Raw genomic sequence first — 16,337 nt, forward strand, 5'->3', positions numbered from 1 at the left:
CCGGTGCGCGCCCCCGCGGCGTCAGCCCTCGCGGAGTCCCTCCAAGGTCGCGGCTTCGCCCGGCAGTTCCGAGCGGGCGGGTGCCATCAGGCCGTCGAGGAACAACTGCAGATGACGGTGGACGAACCGGTCGAAGTCCAGGCAGGCCTTGCCGGGCAGCGGCCGGGTGAGCTGGGAGAGGGCCACCATCAGGTCCCCGACGCCGATGTCGGGGCGCAGCTCGCCGGCCGCGTGGGCGCGCCCGATGAGGTCCTCGACGCCGCTGGTGAGGCGTTGGAGGGAGGCGAGCAGGTCCGGGTGGTCCTTGTCGAAGGTGGTCTGGAGGGTCGGGCACAGCGCGCCGATGCGTTCGTCGGCGGCGGCGTGCACGAAGGTCCGCAGGGCGGCGAAGGCGCCGCTCTCCCCCGTCTCCTGCGCGGCGAGCGCCTTGTCGGCGTGCTCGGTGATGCGGTCGGTGACGGCGAGGACGACGTGGTGCATGAGGTCGCCGCGGTCCTTGAAGTTCCGGTACAGCGTGGCGTTGCCGACGCCTGCGCGGCGGGCGACCTCGTCGAGGGGGAGGTCGCTGCCGTGCTCGACGAGGAGTTCGCGCGCGGCGGCGAGGATCCGCTCCCGGTTGCGCAGGGCGTCGGCCCGCGGGCGCGGGGTGCGGCGCTGCTGCGGCTCGGTGGGTGCGGCGGTGACCACGGCGTACTCCTTGCGTCTGTCGTCGTCGGCGTTTGTCGTCTTTGGCGTCTGTCGTCGTTGGCGTTGGTCGCTCGCGAGGCGGGACCGGTGCGGAATCGGGGAGGGATTCCGAATCGGGGAGTGATTCCCCGTTTCGCGCGGACACAGGTCTAAACGGGGAGACCCTCCCCGCTTATTTCCCCAACTTCCTGTGACCCGCCTCACACCCCCCGCCTCACACCCCCTACGGGCCGGTAACCCCCGATCGGCGCACCCAGCGCGCGACCCTCCCCACCCCGACACAGGGTGAGCGAAAGGGACCCGAGGGTGAGGCGGTTCGGATGCGGCAGGGGAAGCGGCGGATACGCGGGGGCCGGCGCGGAACGACGCTCGCCGGAGCCACGGCCGTGGCGCTCACGCTGACGATGACCGCGAGCACCGGCCGGCTGCTCGACACGTCACCGACCGCGGCCGGCCCGGTCGCACCGGCCGGGGAGACCTCGCTCGCCCCCTGCATGATCCGCGGCACGCTCGGCGTCCAGATGTCCGAGGGCGTGCCGACCTCCTCCGGCTACGCCCGCTCCACCGGCACCGTCCACGCCCTCAACCTGATGATCGACTTCCCCGACGCGCACGGCGAGGGCAGCGCGACGGACCGCCTCGCCGAGTTCTTCCCGAAGACGGAGGACTGGTTCCGCACGGCGTCGTACGGCCGCCTCACCTACGTCCCCGACGCCCCGATCAAGCACTGGCTACGGATGCCGAAACCGTTCTCCGAGTACGGGATAGAGCGCGGCGCCCCCTTCGAACCCGGCTACCGCGAGCTGGTCGACGACATCGTCGCGGCCGCCGACCCCAACGTCGACTTCCGCACGTACGACCTCGCGAACATCCTGGTCACCCCGAACGCGGGCCCCTCCGCCCTCGACACCGTCCTCTCCGTCACCTTCGCCGGGAACCGCGAGGCCCCGGTCGCCGACGGCGTCCCCCTCTCCAACGCCTCCTTCGTCTACTCCCGCCAGGACGACGGCTCCGGCTCCTACGCCGAGACCGGCTACCGCGTCCTGCCCCACGAGAACGGCCACGTCTTCGGCCTGCCCGACCTCTACACCCAGGACGGCGGCGGCGCCGTCGGCCACTGGGACATCATGAGCGAGGACTGGGGCGCCGGGAACGACCTGCTCGGCTGGCACAAGTGGAAGCTCGGCTGGCTCGACGACGCCCGGATCGGCTGCGCGGCCCGCTCCGGCACCTCGGAGTACCTCCTGGCCCCGCTCTCCCGGGAGGACGACAGCGGTACGAAGCTGGTGTTCATCCCGCTGACCGAGGAGACGGGCTACGCCGTCGAGGTCCGCACCCAGGACGGCAACGACGAGGCGGTCTGCCGCCCCGGCGTCCTCATCTACAAGGTCGACGCGGACGTGGACACCGGCCGCGGCCCCATCACCGTCAAGGACGCCACCCCCGACAGCGGCGGCTGCACCCGCCGCCCGAACGTCCACGCGGAACTCTCCGACGCGACGTACCGCCCCGGCGAGGTCTTCAAGGACCGCAAGAGGGGGATACGCATATCGGTAACGGCGAGGGACGACGCGGGGAACTACCGGGTGTATGTGACGCGGCGCTAGCGGTGACGCGGCGCTAGCTGTGACGCGGCGCTAGCTGTGACGTGCGACTAACTCGTGACCTGCGACCAGCTTCCGACCTGCGACTAGCTTCTGACCTGCGCCTAGCTTCTCACCTCTGTGCTCTCGGCGGCCGCGAACCGCTCCCGAAGCTCCCCTTTCAGCACTTTGCCGGTGGCGTTGCGCGGCAGCGGCTCCTCCTGGATCACGACGTGCACGGGCACCTTGAACGCGGCGAGCGTCCGCCCCGCGTACTCCCGCAGCCCGGACGCATCGAGCGCGGCCCCGGCCCGCACCCGTACGAAGGCGGCGACTTCCTCCCCCAGCACAGGATGCGCCACCCCGACCACGGCGGCCTCCACCACATCGGGATGCCCGTGCAGACAACTCTCGACCTCGACGCAGTACACGTTCTCACCGCCCCGGATGACCATGTCCTTGAGCCGGTCGACGACGCGGATGAGCCCCTCCGGACCGATCACGGCGAGGTCCCCCGTACGGAACCACCCGTCATCGGTGAAGGCGTCGCGGGTGGCACGCTCGTCCCCCCAGTACCCGCGAAACACGCACTGCCCCCGCAACAGAAGCTCCCCGACACCCCCCTCATCGGCAGCGACGCGGGCCTCGACGGCGGGCGCCACCTTCCCCACGCTGTCGGGCCACTGGCGGTACCGCGCACCGAAGTTGGCGGCGACGCCCCCGAGGGTCTCGGTCAGCCCGTACCCGTTACGAGGCTCGACGCGCTCCCCGAACCGCGCGGCGAGCCGCTCGACCAAGCGGGGCGGGGCGGCGGCGCCTCCCGTACTGAACATGGTCAGCGTCGGCATCTCGTCCCCCACCTCCTCGGCCCGCTCCAGCAACTGAAGCGCGGTGGTGGGCACTCCACCGAACGCGGAGACGCCGTACTCCTTGATGACGGCCAGCGCCTTGTCGGCATCCCACTTCCGCAACACGACGATCGCGCCGCCCGCGGCCATGGCCCCGTAGAACCCGGTGAACGCCGCGACATGAAAGAAGGGAAAGGTCAGCAGCCCGACGGGCGCGGGCCCCTGCCCCGGCACGACCCCGCGCGCGAGCGCGGAGAGGGCGGCGAAGTACCGGGAATTGGCGATGGCCCCGACGTGCGCGTGATGGGTGGCGACGGCCCCTTTGGGCCGCCCGGTGGTGCCGGAGGTATAGAGGATGGTGGCGTCATGCTCGGGCGCTACGTAGATATCGGGAGGCCCGAGAGAGGGATCAGCAACGGGAAGATCCCGATAAAGCTGCACCCGACCGGGAAGCCCACGGCTGTCGACGTCCTGGTCAAGCACGACGACGACCCAGGGCCGGACATGCCCTTCCTGCCGCCGCCACCAGGGCAGGACACGTTCATACAGTTCCCCGTCGACGACCAGGAGCCCGGGCCGACAGTCATCGAGGACGTACGCGAGCTCGTCCGGGGTCCACCAGGTGTTCAGCGGCACGGCGATGAGTCCGGCCAACTGAGCGGCCCAAAACGCAACTTGCCACTCGCCCCGATTCCGCATGGCAACGACGACCCGATCCCCGGGGACCAGCCCATACCCCCCGTCGCTCTCTTGACCGACGTAGCGGCGAGCAAGCGCACAAGCGGCGGCGAAGAACTCCCCGTACGACATCCGCCCGTCCTCGGACACGAGAAACGGGGCATCCCCGAAGGCCCAGGTGGTCTCAACAAACTCCCGCAGAGTCCGAGGCCCACCCACATACCCGAGCCGCCCATCCTCCCCCCGCCCCACAGCAAAGGGCGCACCCGGCGCGGTAAGCAAGGCTTCCAGGGAACCCAGGTCATCCATGTGGGGACGGTACGGCTGGGGGGTTGGGGGGCGTCAAGGTGCGTGCGGGGGTGACTGGGGTGGGGACGAGCTATGCGCGGGCGCAGAGCGGGGCGGCGGGTTCAGCGCGGGCGCGACCCGGGGGGCGGCGGGTTCTGCGCGGGCACGGCCCGGGGCGGCGGCAAGCTGTACGCGGGCACGGGCCGGGACAGCGGCGCTCTGCACGCGGGCACGGGCCGGGGGGCGACAAACTAGGCGCGAGGTCAGACCGGAGCGACGGCACGCACCGAGCAACCCGATCTCCCGCACCGGCCCACCCGCTACACTGTCGGCGGTGGCCCAGACCCTACGGTCTGCTCCGCCACCCCGCCTTCGTAGCTCAGGGGATAGAGCACCGCTCTCCTAAAGCGGGTGTCGCAGGTTCGAATCCTGCCGGGGGCACCAGCCAAAAGGCCCCGGACCGATCATGGTCCGGGGCCTTTGCCATCTACAGGTGACAGCAACGCGAGCGATCACAGACGACCGCGACGAGTCCTGAGCAGCCGGACACCCAGATCACCGGTGGTTACGTCCGGCGATCTCCCTGCCCTCGCCCGCAGGCGGGCTGCCAAGCTGCGCATACGACTTCAAGTCCCAGTGGACGACTGAGTTACAACTTTCTCTACTGCTTCAAGCACCCGGCACCGCTCCGCGCCGCCGGGCGGGCTCACGGCTCCGCCGGGGTTGCCGCTCCTGCCTTCGGCCCGCTCCGCCCCGCTGCGCCGACGCCCGCCCTTCATGTGGTGGGCCTGGTGGCATGAGTCGATCACCCGATGTACGCGACCCTCGGTCACAGACGATGCCTCCGGCGGGGGATCGGCCAGCACGGGGTGGGAGGGGGCACCCTTCCCGGCCGCGGGCACATCGTGGCGAGTGTGGGGGCTCCTATCCCGTCCACCATCGCCCCAGGCGGAGCCGAGCAGACGAAGTGGCTCTGGCTTCCTACATCGCTGACAGCGTGTCCGCCAAAGGACTAGGGCAGGGTTTCATTGACGAAATAATTAAGGATGTTAACGGAGTAGCGAACTTGCGCGCGCTATGCACCAAACTTGGGGGAGACCCAGGAGTTTCCAAGAGCAGACTCTCGCAGGAACTCGCTAACGTCAGGAACCGTGCGGCACACGCGGGCCACACGCCAACCCTGCATGAGGCAACCGCCGCTAGAAACCACGCCGTGACCGTAGTCCGAGCGCTTCGCCTCTTCCGTCCCCCTAGGCGGTTGCCTAACGTCGCAGAGCGTGCCAGCACTGTGCCAGGTTGAACGGAAATTCGCGAGGCAACGAGCCGTCGGGCCAAGTCCGCAGCCCAACTCCCGCTAGACCATCTGTGTTCTCCCAAATTGATGACCCCCGCACCTCTGCCTGGGTACCCGGCCCAGCGAGTGATGGATTCACCTGGATCGCTAAGCGAACCTCAAGACGCGAGCTCACCTGTCAAGATTCTCGCTGCTTCCAGGATGCTTTTCTCCTCTACGTCGTAGCCTCGACGAAGCAAAACTGTATGAGCCTCCATAGGCCGCAAGACGATCTCTTCCACGGGCCCTTCATCAAATCGCAGCGGGCGATACGGGTGAACAGCCTCGGGATTATCGTCTCGCACAGAAACAAAAATTGACGGATACCGCTTCGCCGTACCGTCAAGGTCACGCAGGACCTCGCTCTTAAATCCGTACCACAGGAGCCACTTTGGCGCCCGGTCTTCATCCAACACCTTCCCAAACCAAGAATTACCTTCAGAGTCAAGATCCTCCAGCAAGGCATACGAGCTCAAGTCGGGGTTCCCTTGCAGCAGCATGGACCACCCTCGGGCCTTGAATGCACTCGACAGGGCCATGAAAAACTGGTCTGGAAGGATCTTCCAGAGATCGAACCTGTCTCTCACGGTGGACAACAGGCGGTCCTTAACGATCTCCCGGACGTAGTCCGGGCGCGACATGAGCCGAACGGTCCGATTCAGCACCAGAACAAACAAGTCGTAGAGCGGCAACATGTCACCCTCGTCGCTTCGCGCTAGAGCATCATAATACTGTCCGCGATCAACTCCCGAACGCACCAAAAGAGGCGGAAATCCGTTCCGCGCCAAGGACATATTCGCAAGCAGGCGAGCCATTCGGCCGTTCCCATCCTCGAATGGATGAATATGCGTTAGCCAGGCGTGAACAACCGTAGCCTCCAAGGCCGGATTCACATCGCATTGCTGCCACCATTCGGTAAGTTCACGCATGTGGATGGGAACTTCCCAGGGGGCAGAAGTGCGATGCTTGGTGCCGCCAATTTTATTTTCCACCTCCTTATATCGGCCAGCATACGATTCCCCGCTAGCGATTAGCTCATGCAGCGAGCGCATTTCAAACTCACGCGGCCTCACAGAACCACGCGCCCATTCATCTGCGATTTCGTGCGCCTTGTAAAGCCCGAGCGCCTCGTAGACTTTCGGATCTTGCCTGACCGCCTGCATCAAGGAACCCACAGGCCCTTGTAGGAGTTCCCTGCACGTGAGAGCTACTTCGTTAACCTGTCTGTAAGTCCAGTCATAGCCTTCGATACGATTACTCTCCGCAACGATTCGGGTCCTAATTGCGCGGGCATAGGGCTCGAACATCTCTTGCCCCTCAAGGGCGATGCGCTCCTGCACGGCAATCGACTTTTCCCGTAAACGGATTGCCTTTTCTTCGACGATTCTAAAACGAGAAACCGCATTCTCGTCAGCGGAAATCAGGTACGGGGTGCCTGCGAAGATGTCATCAATTTCTCCCATGAGCCAACCGTACGGGCTGGCAGGCGCAAAGGCAGGCTTTCAGTCAATCCTGGCCACCAAGAAGGGCTGTGGCGCAGACGAACCCCGCACCGGACCGCGTAGTAGATGTCGCGGCGCGAGGACGACGGTCGGGCCTGCCGGGCACTCTGGAGGTGTGCTGGCGACCACGTCTGGTGGCGCTGGGCCGACCCGGCCGGATGAGCCGGTGACCGTCTACCCCGTGCAGGAGCTGTTCGGTTGACATCCACGGCTGACATCAACGGCCCCGCACAGTGGCAACATGCACCAGCCCCTTGCGGCACCGGAGAGCGAAGTACGCCCCGCTCGCGTCGAGGGAAGATCGAACTCCTAAAGCGGGTGGCGCAGGTTCGAATCCTGCCGGGGGCGTGGGCAGAAGGGCTAGCCCAGGGAGCTTCTCCCGGGCTGACCCTTTTGTCGTGTTCGGGGTTTCGCGCATGCCCCCAGAGCTGCGTGGGTGCCACACCCTGGCGCCCTTGGCCAGTCGCCTCACGCGGAGGGCGGCGGTGCCTACTGCGTCGAAGTGGTCCGCATCGACGTGTACGAGCGGATCGCCGATGGTCTGCACATGCCTGACGACGCACGCCACTTGCTCGGTCTCGCGGGTGGCCGCGAACGGCGCGGCGGGGGTGCGGCGTTCGACCTTGCCGCGTTCCCGGAAGTGGTGCGCGTGTACGCGGCTCAGGCGTCAGCGGCGGAGGAGATCCGGCAGCAGACTCGGGGCTCCGCCGAACTGGACGTGCTGGCCGTACGCGGCCTCGGTCTGGTGGGGCTGAACGACAGTCTGCTGCGCACGTGCCTGCCGCGTGCGGACGGTAAGTCAGGGCTACGCGTCCGAGTGGCGCTGTTGGATCCCGACAGCGAGGCACTGGCGAAGCGAGCAGCCGAGATCGGCGAATCGCCCGAGTCGCTCGCCGCCGGTGTGCGACTGACCGAGGCGCGGCTGCGGGATCTCTCCGACACCTGCGACATCAGCGTGTGGCGGTATCGCATGTTGCCGACCTGGCGGCTGATCCGCGCGGACGACACATTGTTCGTCGGCGCCTTCGACTCCGGTTGGGAAGGGCACGAGTCGGCTACGTACAAGGTGATGGCCACGCCACACGGTCCCCTGTACCGCGGCTTTCGCCGGATGTTCGAGGCGGTCGTCGACGGTGCGCGGCGCACGGTCTGAAGGGAGGGGTAGCGGTGCCTGTCGAAGCCGAATTGAAGGCGCGGGTGCGTTCGCCGGAGGAAGTCGTGGCCAGACTCGACGGGTGGGCCGAGCCGCGCGTCGAGGTATACAGGGACACGTACTACGACAGGCCAGGTGAGGTGTTGGGGAGAGCCGACCAGGAGCTGCGTGTACGGACGGTGCACAACTCGGGCAGCGGTGACACCCGCACCGTCCTCACGTTCAAGGCCGCCGCGGTGGACGAGGGCTCCGGTTCGAAGCCCGAGTACGAGACCCACGTAGACGACGCCGATGCGACGCACGCCATCTTGCGCGGGCTCGGCTACGTCGAGGTGATCGCTTTCGAGAAGCACTGCCGCAACTACAGCTTCGTGGCACACGGTCGGCGGATGCTCGCCACGTTGGTGCGTGTTCCCGAGCTCGACGGGACGTTCATCGAGCTCGAAGCGATTGTGGACGCGAGTGAGGTCGGCGCGGCTCTTGAGGACGTGCGGTCCGTGCTCGCTGAGCTCGGCATCGCCGGGGAGGATCTGACCCGCGAGACGTACACGAGCGCGGTGGCCGCGCGGCGTGGTTGAGCGGACGGCCGTCATCTCCTGGCAGTGAGCAACCGCCCCGACAGCTCGAGGCAGTCGGGCAGCGAGACGAGAACGCCGCCGAGTCCGTACCGCGCCTGGGCAGCGGCGAAGCGCGCGGTCTGCACATCAAGATGCGGGAAGGTGAACCCGGAGGGGCGCCGGTAGTACAGCGCCCGTACGCCGTCCAGGGCGGCGACGCGGGTCGGTGTCGTGAGGCTTCCCCGCCACTGCTCCCGGTCACCGCCGTCACCGCCGATACGGGCCGAGCAGGTCAAGGTGGCGGGGACGTGGCCGCTGTCGAAGCGCACGACAGGGACGCCCCGGCCGTGCAGTTCGGCGATCACTAGGTCGGCGGTCGGGTCGTCGTCGTTCGTGATGACCGCGACCGGTCGCCGGTCTTCGGTTCGCGTCATTGGTCGGTGTCGTTGCCGGTGTCCGTGTCGCCGCCGCCGTGGCCGTGGCCGTCGGGAGACGTGCCGGTGGAGGGGTTGGTGCCGCTGCTCGTCCCATGGCCGGGCGCGGCGACCGGGGCTCCGGCCGCGTCGAAGCAGCGGGTGGTCTGTGTCTCCGGGTCGATCTCTACGCGCGTGGGTTGTTGTGTCCCGGCGGACGGGTACGGGGTGAGTCGGCTGAGTCCCCAGGGTGGTGGCGTGGTGCGGCCCGTCGGGATCGGGGTGCCGGTGGGGAAGCGTTCCGCGTGCTTGAACATTGCTCGTCCTCTCTATGGTTCGGTCCGCTTGAGCGGGGTGACGGGCGTCGCCGGGTCGCTCGTCCTGAACTCGACCCAGACCGTGTATCCGGAGCCTGCGTCGCGCCGTACTCCCCAGTCGTCCGCGAGGGCCGCCACAAGGAGGAGCCCGCGCCCCGCGGAGTCGTCGTCGGCCGGTCGTCGCACGTGCGGGGTTTTGCCATCGCTGCTGCCGCCATCACGCACCTCGACGCGTAGCCACTCGGCACGCCGCATCACTTGGACACGGAAGCCGTTGCCCCTGCCACTGCTGTACTTGAGTGCGTTCGTGGCGAGTTCGGATACGCAGACGTTCAGGTCGACGAGTCGCTCCTCCGACAACCAGCCGGAAAGACCGTCGACGACGAACGACCGCGCCCGTCTGACGGACACCGGTCGCAGGCCGAAGCGTCTCTCTCGTGGCCTCTGCGTGGGGAATCCGTCCTGAGGTGGTGCGGCTTGCTCCGCCAGAATGGCTGCGGTGTTCGCTTCCATGCCTCGATCCCACCGCACGGTCGTGCAGCGCGGGATACGACAACCTATGACGCGGAGTTGATCATGCCTCTGACCATGACGATCACCGGCACACGGTCAACCGGGCATCGTGAGAGCACCTGGTACACGGGGGTGTTCACCCACTATGTGCGACCCTTCGCCGAAGACGACGCTTCCCGCTTCTACGTCGGAGGTGCGAAGGGGATCGACAGCCTGGCCCTGTCGTGGCTCGCCCGGAACACTGGTGCGGAAATCACGGTCGTCGTCCCGGGAACGGTGGCGCAGCAACCGCCCGAGGCGCGGCGGACGGTGGACGAGTGCCGCGAGCGGATCGCTCGCGTCGTCGAACTGGGCGCCCCGGAACTGCGGACCGCCGCGTATCACGCTCGGAACCGATGGATGGTCGACCGTTCCGACATGGTCATCGGGTTCCCCGCGGAAGGTCGTCCCAAGGGCGGGTCAGGAACCTGGCAGACGATCGATTACGGGGCGCATCGAGGCAAACCCCGGTTGATCGTGCCCGTATGACTCGTCGGGGTGGGCATGATGCGGGTGTGAGCACTCACGACAGCGCTGTCGGTGCGGCCACGCTCAAAAGGCTTCGACAGCGTCACGGCCGGTCCCTGCGCGACACCGCGCGCGCCCTCATCGACACCTCCGCACAGCTCAGACAGCCGCTCGACGCCGGCCTCTCCGGTGTGCAGCGCTCCGTCGCGCGCTGGGAGAGCGGAACAGCACCGGTCCTACCCTGCGAGCGCTACCAGTTCCTCCTCGCGCACCTGTACGCGCGAGACGCCGACGGGCACATGGCGCTCGGCCCGGGAACGGACTTCGCCGAGCTGCTCGACGCGCTCGCGCACCTCGGCGAGAGCGAACACCGGCTCAACGCATTGCGCACCCATCTCGCGCGTACGGCGACGGGGTCCGGCCGAGGGCTGCTCGCGCTTCTGGGGCCGACGGCACAGGACGCCCTGGCGGTGGCGTTGGCCGATCCGTCCCGGGTGGACGAGGGGTTGGTCGATCTGTTGCGTGTCGCGCTCGCTCACGTCAACGAACAGGTCGGCAGCATCCCGTTCGTGCGTCTGCAGATCTGTTTGGCGCCGGTCGTCGAGTCGTGCCGGCGTCTGCTCGACGAGAGGGCGTCCGTCCCGGCCGCCTTCCTGCCGGACCTGCAAGCGGTCGCGGCGCAGGCGTACACCCTCGCCGGACGGTTCGCCTTCGAGACCCGCGACGATCAGGCGGCACGGTCTCTCTACTCGGCGGCGACAACGGCAGCGGGGGCGACCGGCGCGTCGTGGCGGCGGGCCATGGTGCATCTGAGCCACGCGCTGGTGACGCTCTACTCCCGGCCGGGGCTCGACGCCGCGAAGGCCCTGGTCGACGCGGCTGTTCGGGACGCTGCGGCCGGGGAGAGCGTGACCGTACGCGCCCGTGCTCACGCCGTGCAGGCGGAGGTCGCCGCTCGGGCCGGAGCGGGCAGCGAGGCGAGAGGAGCGCTCGGGCTCGCCTGGTACGACATGGACAGCGACCGCGACGGCGACCCCGCGGCGGTGACCACCAGCTTCTCCCCCGCGCATCTGCGCGGCTTCGAAGGGGTGACGTCGCTGTACGTCGGCGATCCATCCGAGGCACATGCCTACTTCGCCCGCTCGGCGGCGTCGCTCTCCGCCCCTCGCGAGCGAGTACAACGCGCGATCGTGTCGACCGACCAAGCGGTCGCGCGGATCCGCCTCGACGACCCTCGGGCGGCGGCCTCGCTCCTGCACGACTGCGTCGAAGCTGCGGCCTCCACGGGGAGCCGCGTGGCCTCCATCCGGCTTCGACGAGCCCGGCGCGACCTGAGGCCGTGGCGTCGCGAGGACTTCGTCACCGAACTGGACGATCACATGATGGATGCATTCGACGTGTGACCTCTCCTGGGGGACGTTTCACGCGAGCGACGGGCCCAGCAGTTCAGCCGGGCCCCCGCAGCATGGAGGTTGCCGACGAGGTGTTCGGCGAGTTCATCGAACCCGCCGCCCTCGCCCATGGCCTTGGAGCTGCGGCACAACATCGGTCGGACGTCGGCTGACAGGAGAGAGCGTGAACGAGATCAGCGTGCTATCGGGCCCGCCGCACAGTGGCCGGGAGGTGCTTCATGACGGCCGAGATGGTGGCCCCGGCGTGGATGCATGAGCAGATCACGGCGCAGGAGTACGAGTCCTGGTCCGAGGAGCAGTGCGTCGGCATCGAGATCGTGGACGGGATGGTCGTCGTCAGTCCGCGCGCGTCCAAGCGGCACAACCGGCTCGCTCGGATTCTGGCGAACGCCCTGGATGCCGCCGCGGGCCCGGAGTGGAACGCCGACACGGACTTCGACGTCCGGCTTCAGGACGTCCCGCTCACCAATCGCCGCCCGGACGTCGTCGTGTACCGCGCAGACACGATCGACATCACGCCCACTCGCCCTGAGCACGTGCTGATGGTCGCGGAGGTGGTGTCGCCGGGCTCGGAAACCACCGACCGGATCGTGAAAGTCGACCAGTACGCCAAGGCGGGCATCGGCTTCTACTGGCGGATCGAGCAGGCCGCGACCGGCGTTCCTCTCGTGTACACCTACGTCCTCGACCCCGCGACGAAGACCTACCGGGACGGAGACGTCTTCACCGGCGTCCTCAAGGTCGCGGCCCCCTTCCCGGTGGAGGTCGACCTCGGCCAGGTCTGACCATGCGCTGCTTGGCGTACAGGACGGCGTGAGCCGGAGCAAGTGGCTCGCTGCACGTCGAGGTCGATCAGTGCCACCCGGGCGCCTGCCTCGCGATCCGCTGCCCCCTCAGGTGCGATGTGGGGTCACACCGTCGCGTGATCGCGCGGCCCGCCCCGGCCCCGCGTCGCCGCCTGTGCCAGCCCCGCGACCACCGCCGTCGCCGCCGCGCTCCCCAGCATCACCATCAGCACCCCGACCCCGTACAGCCCGCTCGCGTCGTCCGACCAGTCGACGTACGCGGCGATCGTCAGGCCCGCCGTCGTGCCGAGTACGGCGGCGGGTACGTAGTGGCGGGTCGCTGCCCAGATCACCGGGAGCAGCAAAGTCACCACCAGGCCCAGGACCTGCCACGCCTCGTACGGGCCCGTTTCCGTGCCGTCCGCGCTGACGTCCCGGTGCTGGTCCCAGCCGAGCCACGCGGCCCAGGCCGCCCCCGCGATCAGGGCCAGGAGCACAGCGGCAAGGGCCTGGTGGAGAGGGGTGCGCTTGCGGAGTTCGTCGGTCATGTGGCCAGGGTCGCCGCACCGGCGCGGGGGCCGCCTGAGCGCGCCTACTCAGTCACGTACTCAGATCACGTACTCAGATCACGTGCTCAGATCACGTGCTCAGATCACGTGCTCAGATCACGTGCTCAGGTCACACCGTCCGATGTCCGTCCGATGTCCGTCCGGCGCGATCCGTACGTGTACGTGCATGTCGTGCCAGCCGTCCGTGTGCAGCGCCGAACTGCGCCGCGTGCCCTCCAGTTCGTAACCGGCCTTGAGCGCCACGCGGCACGACGGCTCGTTCCGCGTCGAGTGGCGGATCTCCAGGCGGTGGAAGCCCGTCTTCCAGGCCCATTCCGTCAGCGCCAGCAGAGCCCGGGGAGCCGCGCCCTGGCCCCGGGCCTCCGGGAGCATCCAGTAGGCGACCTCCGCGAAGCCCTCCATCAGGTCCATCTCCCGCAGCGCCATCCGGCCGAGCGGGGCGCCGTCGGACGAGCGGGTCACGAACCACTGGGCAGAGCTTTCCTTGTCCCAGCCCTCGCGGGCCTCCCGCGCCCATGTCTCCGCTTCGGCCGGCGTCTCCATGCTGCGCGCGTGCCAGTAGCGCAGAGTCGGGTCCTGGAACGCCGCGTGGACGGCCGGCGCGTCCGACGGTTCGAAGGCGCGGAGGCGCAGTTCGCCGTCCGGTGTGTGCAGGGTCGGTTGGGGGGTCGCGGCCAGCGTGCCCGGCTCGATGACGGGAGCGATCTCGATCGGCATGGGCGCATCATCGTTCCCCTTCACACCTCCCCGCATCGGCATTTCGTCGGCTGTTGCGACATGTGCACACCTGTTGCGTGCTCATTGCTACGGTCCCCCGTGACACAGGCGCACTCGCTCAAGAAAGGACCCCGTATGACCGGTACGGCCGTCATCTGTCTCGGCGAGACCATGGCGCAGATCGGGCCCGCCGACGGCACCCCCCTTGAGCACAGCGAGGCGCTGCGGCTCGCCGTCGCCGGGGCCGAGTCGACCGTCGCGCAGTACCTCGCCGATCTCGGGCACCGGGCCGCCTGGGTCAGTCGTGTCGGCGACGATCCGTTCGGGCGGCGCGTCGTGCGGGCCGTCGCCTCGCGCGGGGTCGACGTCGGCGGGGTCCTGGTCGACCCCGACGCCCCCACCGGCGTCTACTTCAAGGACCCCGGGCCCGACGGCACCCGCGTGCACTACTACCGCGCCGGGTCCGCCGCCTCCCGCATGTCCGTCGCCGACGCCGATCGCGTAGAACTGCACGGCGTACGGCTGCTCCACCTCACCGGGATCACGCCCGCGCTGTCCGACGGGTGCGCCGCTCTCGTCCGTACGGTGATGGAGCGCGCCCGGCGCGGGGGCACCCTCGTCTCCTTCGACGTCAACCACCGGGCCGCCCTCTGGGCCTCGTCCAAGGAGGCCGCCGCCACCCTCCACGATCTCGCCCGCCTCGCCGACCTCGTACTCGTCGGACGGGACGAGGCCGAGGTGCTCTGGGGCACGCGCACCGCCGACGACGTCCGTCGGCTTCTCGGTGGCTCCCGGACCCTCGTCGTCAAGGACGGGGACGTCGGCGTCACCGAGTTCGGCCCGGACAGTACGCACTTCGTCGCCGCTCCCGCCGTCGACGTCGTCGAGGTCGTCGGCGCCGGGGACGCCTTCGCCGCCGGGTATCTCGGCGGGCTGCTCGACGGCGCCGCTCCCCGCGAACGGCTCGCCCTCGGGCACCGGCTCGCCGGGCGCACCCTCCGCAGCATCGAGGACTACGTCCCCGTCACGGACGGGAGTTGACCCGTGTCGCAGACCGTACGGCGCGCCATCGACATCCTTGAGTACGTCGCCCGCAAGCCCCGCACCCAGACCGAGGTCGGCGAGCACCTGGGCGTGCACCGGTCGACCGCCCAGCGCATCCTGGAGTCGCTCACCGACGGCGGGCTCGCGCGGCGGCTGACCGACGGGCGGTACGCGGTCGGGCACCGGCTCGCCGGGCTGGCCGCGCTCGCGCTCGAACAGTTCGGGATCAAGGACATCGCGGCCGGGCACCTGCGCGGCCTCGGTGAGCGGTGCGGGCACACCGTGCATCTCGCCGCCCTCGAAGGACATCAGATCATCTACGTCGACAAGGTCGATCCCGTCGACGGCGTGCGGCTCTACGCCGAGATCGGGCGGCCGGTCCCGCTCCACACCGCCGGGGTCGCCAAGGCGATCCTCGCGTTCCTGCCGCGCGAGCGCGCTGACCAGCTCCTCGCGGGGTGCGACTTCGCGCCGCGCACCGGCACCACGGTCACCGACCCCGTCGCGCTCCGCAAGGTCCTCGACACGACCCGAGCGCGCGGGTGGGCCGTCGACGACGGTGAGTACGAGGACTACGTGAACTGTGTCGCCGTCCCCGTCCGGGACAGCGGCGGGGACGTGGTCGCCGCCGTGTCCGTGACCGCGCTGAAGGCCAAGGCGGATCTTCCCGCCCTCGAAACCGGTGTGCTGCCCGATCTGGCCGCCACCGCCGAGACGATCTCCAAGGAGCTGGGATGGCGACCGTGACCCCCGGGGCAGACATGACCTTCGACGACCTGTTCGGCCGCGTGCCCGTCATGGCCATCCTCCGCGGCCTGTCCCCCGACAGGTCCGTCGAACTGGCCGTACGCGCCTGGGATCTCGGTATCGAGTGCGTCGAGGTGCCCGTGCAGGACGAGGCCGCCGGGCGGGCGCTGGCCGCTGTCGTGGCCGCCGGGCGCGAGCGCGGCAAGGCGGTCGGTGCGGGCACCGTCACCTCCGTGGAGCGGCTGGAGCGGGCCGTCGGGGCCGGCGCCGCGTTCACCGTCGCGCCGGGGCTCGACGCCGAGGTGGCGCGGGCCAGTGTCGCGGCCGGGCTGCCGCATCTGCCCGGGGTCGCCACGGCCACGGATGTGCAGGCGGCGCGGGCGCTCGGGCTGACCTGGCTGAAGGCGTTCCCGGCGAGCGTGCTCGGGGTGGAGTGGTTCCGGGCGATGCGGGGGCCGTTCCCGGAGGTGCCGTTCGTCGCCACGGGCGGGCTGGACGCGGGGAACGCCTCCGCGTATCTGGATGCCGGGGCGCGGGTCGTCGCTGTGGGGTCCGCGCTGGAGGATCCGGACCAGCTGGAGCGGCTCGCCGCGCTTCTTGCCCGCTGACACGGGGCTCCGCCCAGGGCCCCGCTCCTCGAGCGCCGGAAGGGCTTGACCGTTCAGGGTCCGTCACCGGCCCCCC

16 protein-coding genes, 1 tRNA gene and 1 pseudogene are annotated in these 16,337 nt (G+C 69.1%); 10 read left to right on the forward strand and 8 right to left on the reverse strand.

From position 1 onward, the window contains the following. Positions 1 to 21: 21 nt before the first annotated feature. Complete coding sequence (locus ABZ877_RS33115; RefSeq protein ID WP_361078984.1) at positions 22 to 687, reverse strand: TetR/AcrR family transcriptional regulator; 666 nt, start codon at positions 685 to 687, stop codon at positions 22 to 24. 320 nt (positions 688 to 1,007) lie between these two features. Here ABZ877_RS33115 and ABZ877_RS33120 point away from each other — a divergent pair, with 320 nt between their 5' ends. Then, the gene (locus tag ABZ877_RS33120) at positions 1,008 to 2,294 is read left to right on the forward strand and encodes a M6 family metalloprotease domain-containing protein (RefSeq protein ID WP_361078987.1); all 1,287 of its coding nucleotides are present in this window, start codon (positions 1,008 to 1,010) and stop codon (positions 2,292 to 2,294) included. 101 nt (positions 2,295 to 2,395) lie between these two features. On the opposite strand, the gene ABZ877_RS33125 is transcribed toward ABZ877_RS33120, so the two are convergent. Further along, entirely contained in the window at positions 2,396 to 4,105 is a 1,710-nt protein-coding gene (locus ABZ877_RS33125) for a class I adenylate-forming enzyme family protein (RefSeq protein ID WP_361078989.1), read from the reverse strand. 347 nt (positions 4,106 to 4,452) lie between these two features. Here ABZ877_RS33125 and ABZ877_RS33130 point away from each other — a divergent pair. Next, positions 4,453 to 4,528 (forward strand) — tRNA-Arg (locus ABZ877_RS33130). A 1,008-nt stretch (positions 4,529 to 5,536) separates the two neighbouring features. Here the strand turns inward: ABZ877_RS33130 and ABZ877_RS33135 are convergent. Continuing rightward, positions 5,537 to 6,880, reverse strand: a complete 1,344-nt coding sequence (locus ABZ877_RS33135; RefSeq protein WP_361078991.1) for a Fic family protein — start codon at positions 6,878 to 6,880, stop codon at positions 5,537 to 5,539. A gap of 541 nt (positions 6,881 to 7,421) precedes the next feature. Here ABZ877_RS33135 and ABZ877_RS33140 point away from each other — a divergent pair. Both ABZ877_RS33140 and cyaB read left to right on the forward strand, forming a co-directional pair. After that, on the forward strand, positions 7,422 to 8,072 hold the full coding sequence (locus ABZ877_RS33140; RefSeq protein WP_361078994.1) for an XRE family transcriptional regulator: 651 nt from the start codon (positions 7,422 to 7,424) through the stop codon (positions 8,070 to 8,072). Positions 8,073 to 8,086: 14 nt separating this feature from the next. Continuing rightward, a complete protein-coding gene (cyaB, locus tag ABZ877_RS33145) occupies positions 8,087 to 8,650 on the forward strand; it encodes a class IV adenylate cyclase (protein WP_361078996.1) in 564 nt (187 codons plus the stop codon). A gap of 38 nt (positions 8,651 to 8,688) precedes the next feature. On the opposite strand, the pseudogene ABZ877_RS33150 reads toward cyaB, so the two are convergent. From ABZ877_RS33150 to ABZ877_RS33160, 3 genes and pseudogenes are all read right to left on the reverse strand, one after another. Next, positions 8,689 to 9,063: pseudogene (locus ABZ877_RS33150) on the reverse strand (MvdC/MvdD family ATP grasp protein); the annotation flags it as partial. Beyond that, positions 9,060 to 9,359, reverse strand: a complete 300-nt coding sequence (gene tgmA / locus ABZ877_RS33155) for a putative ATP-grasp-modified RiPP (protein ID WP_361078998.1) — start codon at positions 9,357 to 9,359, stop codon at positions 9,060 to 9,062. The gene tgmA and the pseudogene ABZ877_RS33150, both read right to left, overlap by 4 nt. Positions 9,360 to 9,371: 12 nt before the next feature. After that, positions 9,372 to 9,872, reverse strand: a complete 501-nt coding sequence (locus ABZ877_RS33160; RefSeq protein ID WP_361079001.1) for an ATP-binding protein — start codon at positions 9,870 to 9,872, stop codon at positions 9,372 to 9,374. Positions 9,873 to 9,935: 63 nt separating this feature from the next. Here ABZ877_RS33160 and ABZ877_RS33165 point away from each other — a divergent pair, with 63 nt between their 5' ends. The 3 genes from ABZ877_RS33165 to ABZ877_RS33175 all read left to right on the forward strand — a co-directional run bounded on the left by ABZ877_RS33165 (position 9,936) and on the right by ABZ877_RS33175 (position 12,576). Continuing rightward, the gene (locus ABZ877_RS33165) at positions 9,936 to 10,400 is read left to right on the forward strand and encodes a hypothetical protein (RefSeq protein ID WP_361079004.1); all 465 of its coding nucleotides are present in this window, start codon (positions 9,936 to 9,938) and stop codon (positions 10,398 to 10,400) included. Positions 10,401 to 10,426: 26 nt separating this feature from the next. Continuing rightward, a complete protein-coding gene (locus ABZ877_RS33170; protein ID WP_361079006.1) occupies positions 10,427 to 11,782 on the forward strand; it encodes a hypothetical protein in 1,356 nt (451 codons plus the stop codon). Between the two features lie 227 nt (positions 11,783 to 12,009). Then, on the forward strand, positions 12,010 to 12,576 hold the full coding sequence (locus ABZ877_RS33175) for a Uma2 family endonuclease (RefSeq protein WP_361079009.1): 567 nt from the start codon (positions 12,010 to 12,012) through the stop codon (positions 12,574 to 12,576). A 125-nt stretch (positions 12,577 to 12,701) separates the two neighbouring features. Here ABZ877_RS33175 and ABZ877_RS33180 read toward each other — a convergent pair whose 3' ends face one another. Then, on the reverse strand, positions 12,702 to 13,124 hold the full coding sequence (locus tag ABZ877_RS33180; protein WP_361079012.1) for a hypothetical protein: 423 nt from the start codon (positions 13,122 to 13,124) through the stop codon (positions 12,702 to 12,704). A 117-nt stretch (positions 13,125 to 13,241) separates the two neighbouring features. Further along, positions 13,242 to 13,862, reverse strand: a complete 621-nt coding sequence (locus ABZ877_RS33185) for a GNAT family N-acetyltransferase (protein ID WP_361079015.1) — start codon at positions 13,860 to 13,862, stop codon at positions 13,242 to 13,244. Between the two features lie 135 nt (positions 13,863 to 13,997). On the opposite strand from ABZ877_RS33185, the gene ABZ877_RS33190 reads away from it, so the two are divergent. The 3 genes from ABZ877_RS33190 to ABZ877_RS33200 are packed head-to-tail and all read left to right on the forward strand — an operon-like array spanning position 13,998 to position 16,261. Further along, entirely contained in the window at positions 13,998 to 14,903 is a 906-nt protein-coding gene (locus ABZ877_RS33190; protein ID WP_361079018.1) for a sugar kinase, read from the forward strand. Between the two features lie 3 nt (positions 14,904 to 14,906). After that, positions 14,907 to 15,653, forward strand: coding sequence for an IclR family transcriptional regulator (locus tag ABZ877_RS33195; RefSeq protein WP_361079021.1), 747 nt, complete (start codon positions 14,907 to 14,909; stop codon positions 15,651 to 15,653). After that, entirely contained in the window at positions 15,641 to 16,261 is a 621-nt protein-coding gene (locus ABZ877_RS33200) for a bifunctional 4-hydroxy-2-oxoglutarate aldolase/2-dehydro-3-deoxy-phosphogluconate aldolase (RefSeq protein WP_361079024.1), read from the forward strand. The genes ABZ877_RS33195 and ABZ877_RS33200 overlap by 13 nt, the downstream gene beginning before the upstream one ends. Positions 16,262 to 16,337 lie beyond the last annotated feature (76 nt).

The sequence above is a fragment of the Streptomyces sp. NPDC046939 genome, from assembly GCF_040644575.1.
Lineage (GTDB): Bacteria > Actinomycetota > Actinomycetes > Streptomycetales > Streptomycetaceae > Streptomyces.

Coding starts and splice junctions, on each gene's coding strand:
- ABZ877_RS33190 (WP_361079018.1), top strand. CDS start 13,998: ATGACCGGTACGGCCGTCATCTGTCTCGGCGAGACCATGGCGCAGATC.
- ABZ877_RS33135 (WP_361078991.1), bottom strand. CDS start 6,880: ATGGGAGAAATTGATGACATCTTCGCAGGCACCCCGTACCTGATTTCC.
- ABZ877_RS33160 (WP_361079001.1), bottom strand. CDS start 9,872: ATGGAAGCGAACACCGCAGCCATTCTGGCGGAGCAAGCCGCACCACCT.
- ABZ877_RS33120 (WP_361078987.1), top strand. CDS start 1,008: ATGCGGCAGGGGAAGCGGCGGATACGCGGGGGCCGGCGCGGAACGACG.
- ABZ877_RS33200 (WP_361079024.1), top strand. CDS start 15,641: ATGGCGACCGTGACCCCCGGGGCAGACATGACCTTCGACGACCTGTTC.
- tgmA (WP_361078998.1), bottom strand. CDS start 9,359: ATGTTCAAGCACGCGGAACGCTTCCCCACCGGCACCCCGATCCCGACG.
- ABZ877_RS33180 (WP_361079012.1), bottom strand. CDS start 13,124: ATGACCGACGAACTCCGCAAGCGCACCCCTCTCCACCAGGCCCTTGCC.
- ABZ877_RS33125 (WP_361078989.1), bottom strand. CDS start 4,105: ATGGATGACCTGGGTTCCCTGGAAGCCTTGCTTACCGCGCCGGGTGCG.
- ABZ877_RS33185 (WP_361079015.1), bottom strand. CDS start 13,862: ATGCCGATCGAGATCGCTCCCGTCATCGAGCCGGGCACGCTGGCCGCG.
- ABZ877_RS33175 (WP_361079009.1), top strand. CDS start 12,010: ATGACGGCCGAGATGGTGGCCCCGGCGTGGATGCATGAGCAGATCACG.
- ABZ877_RS33165 (WP_361079004.1), top strand. CDS start 9,936: ATGCCTCTGACCATGACGATCACCGGCACACGGTCAACCGGGCATCGT.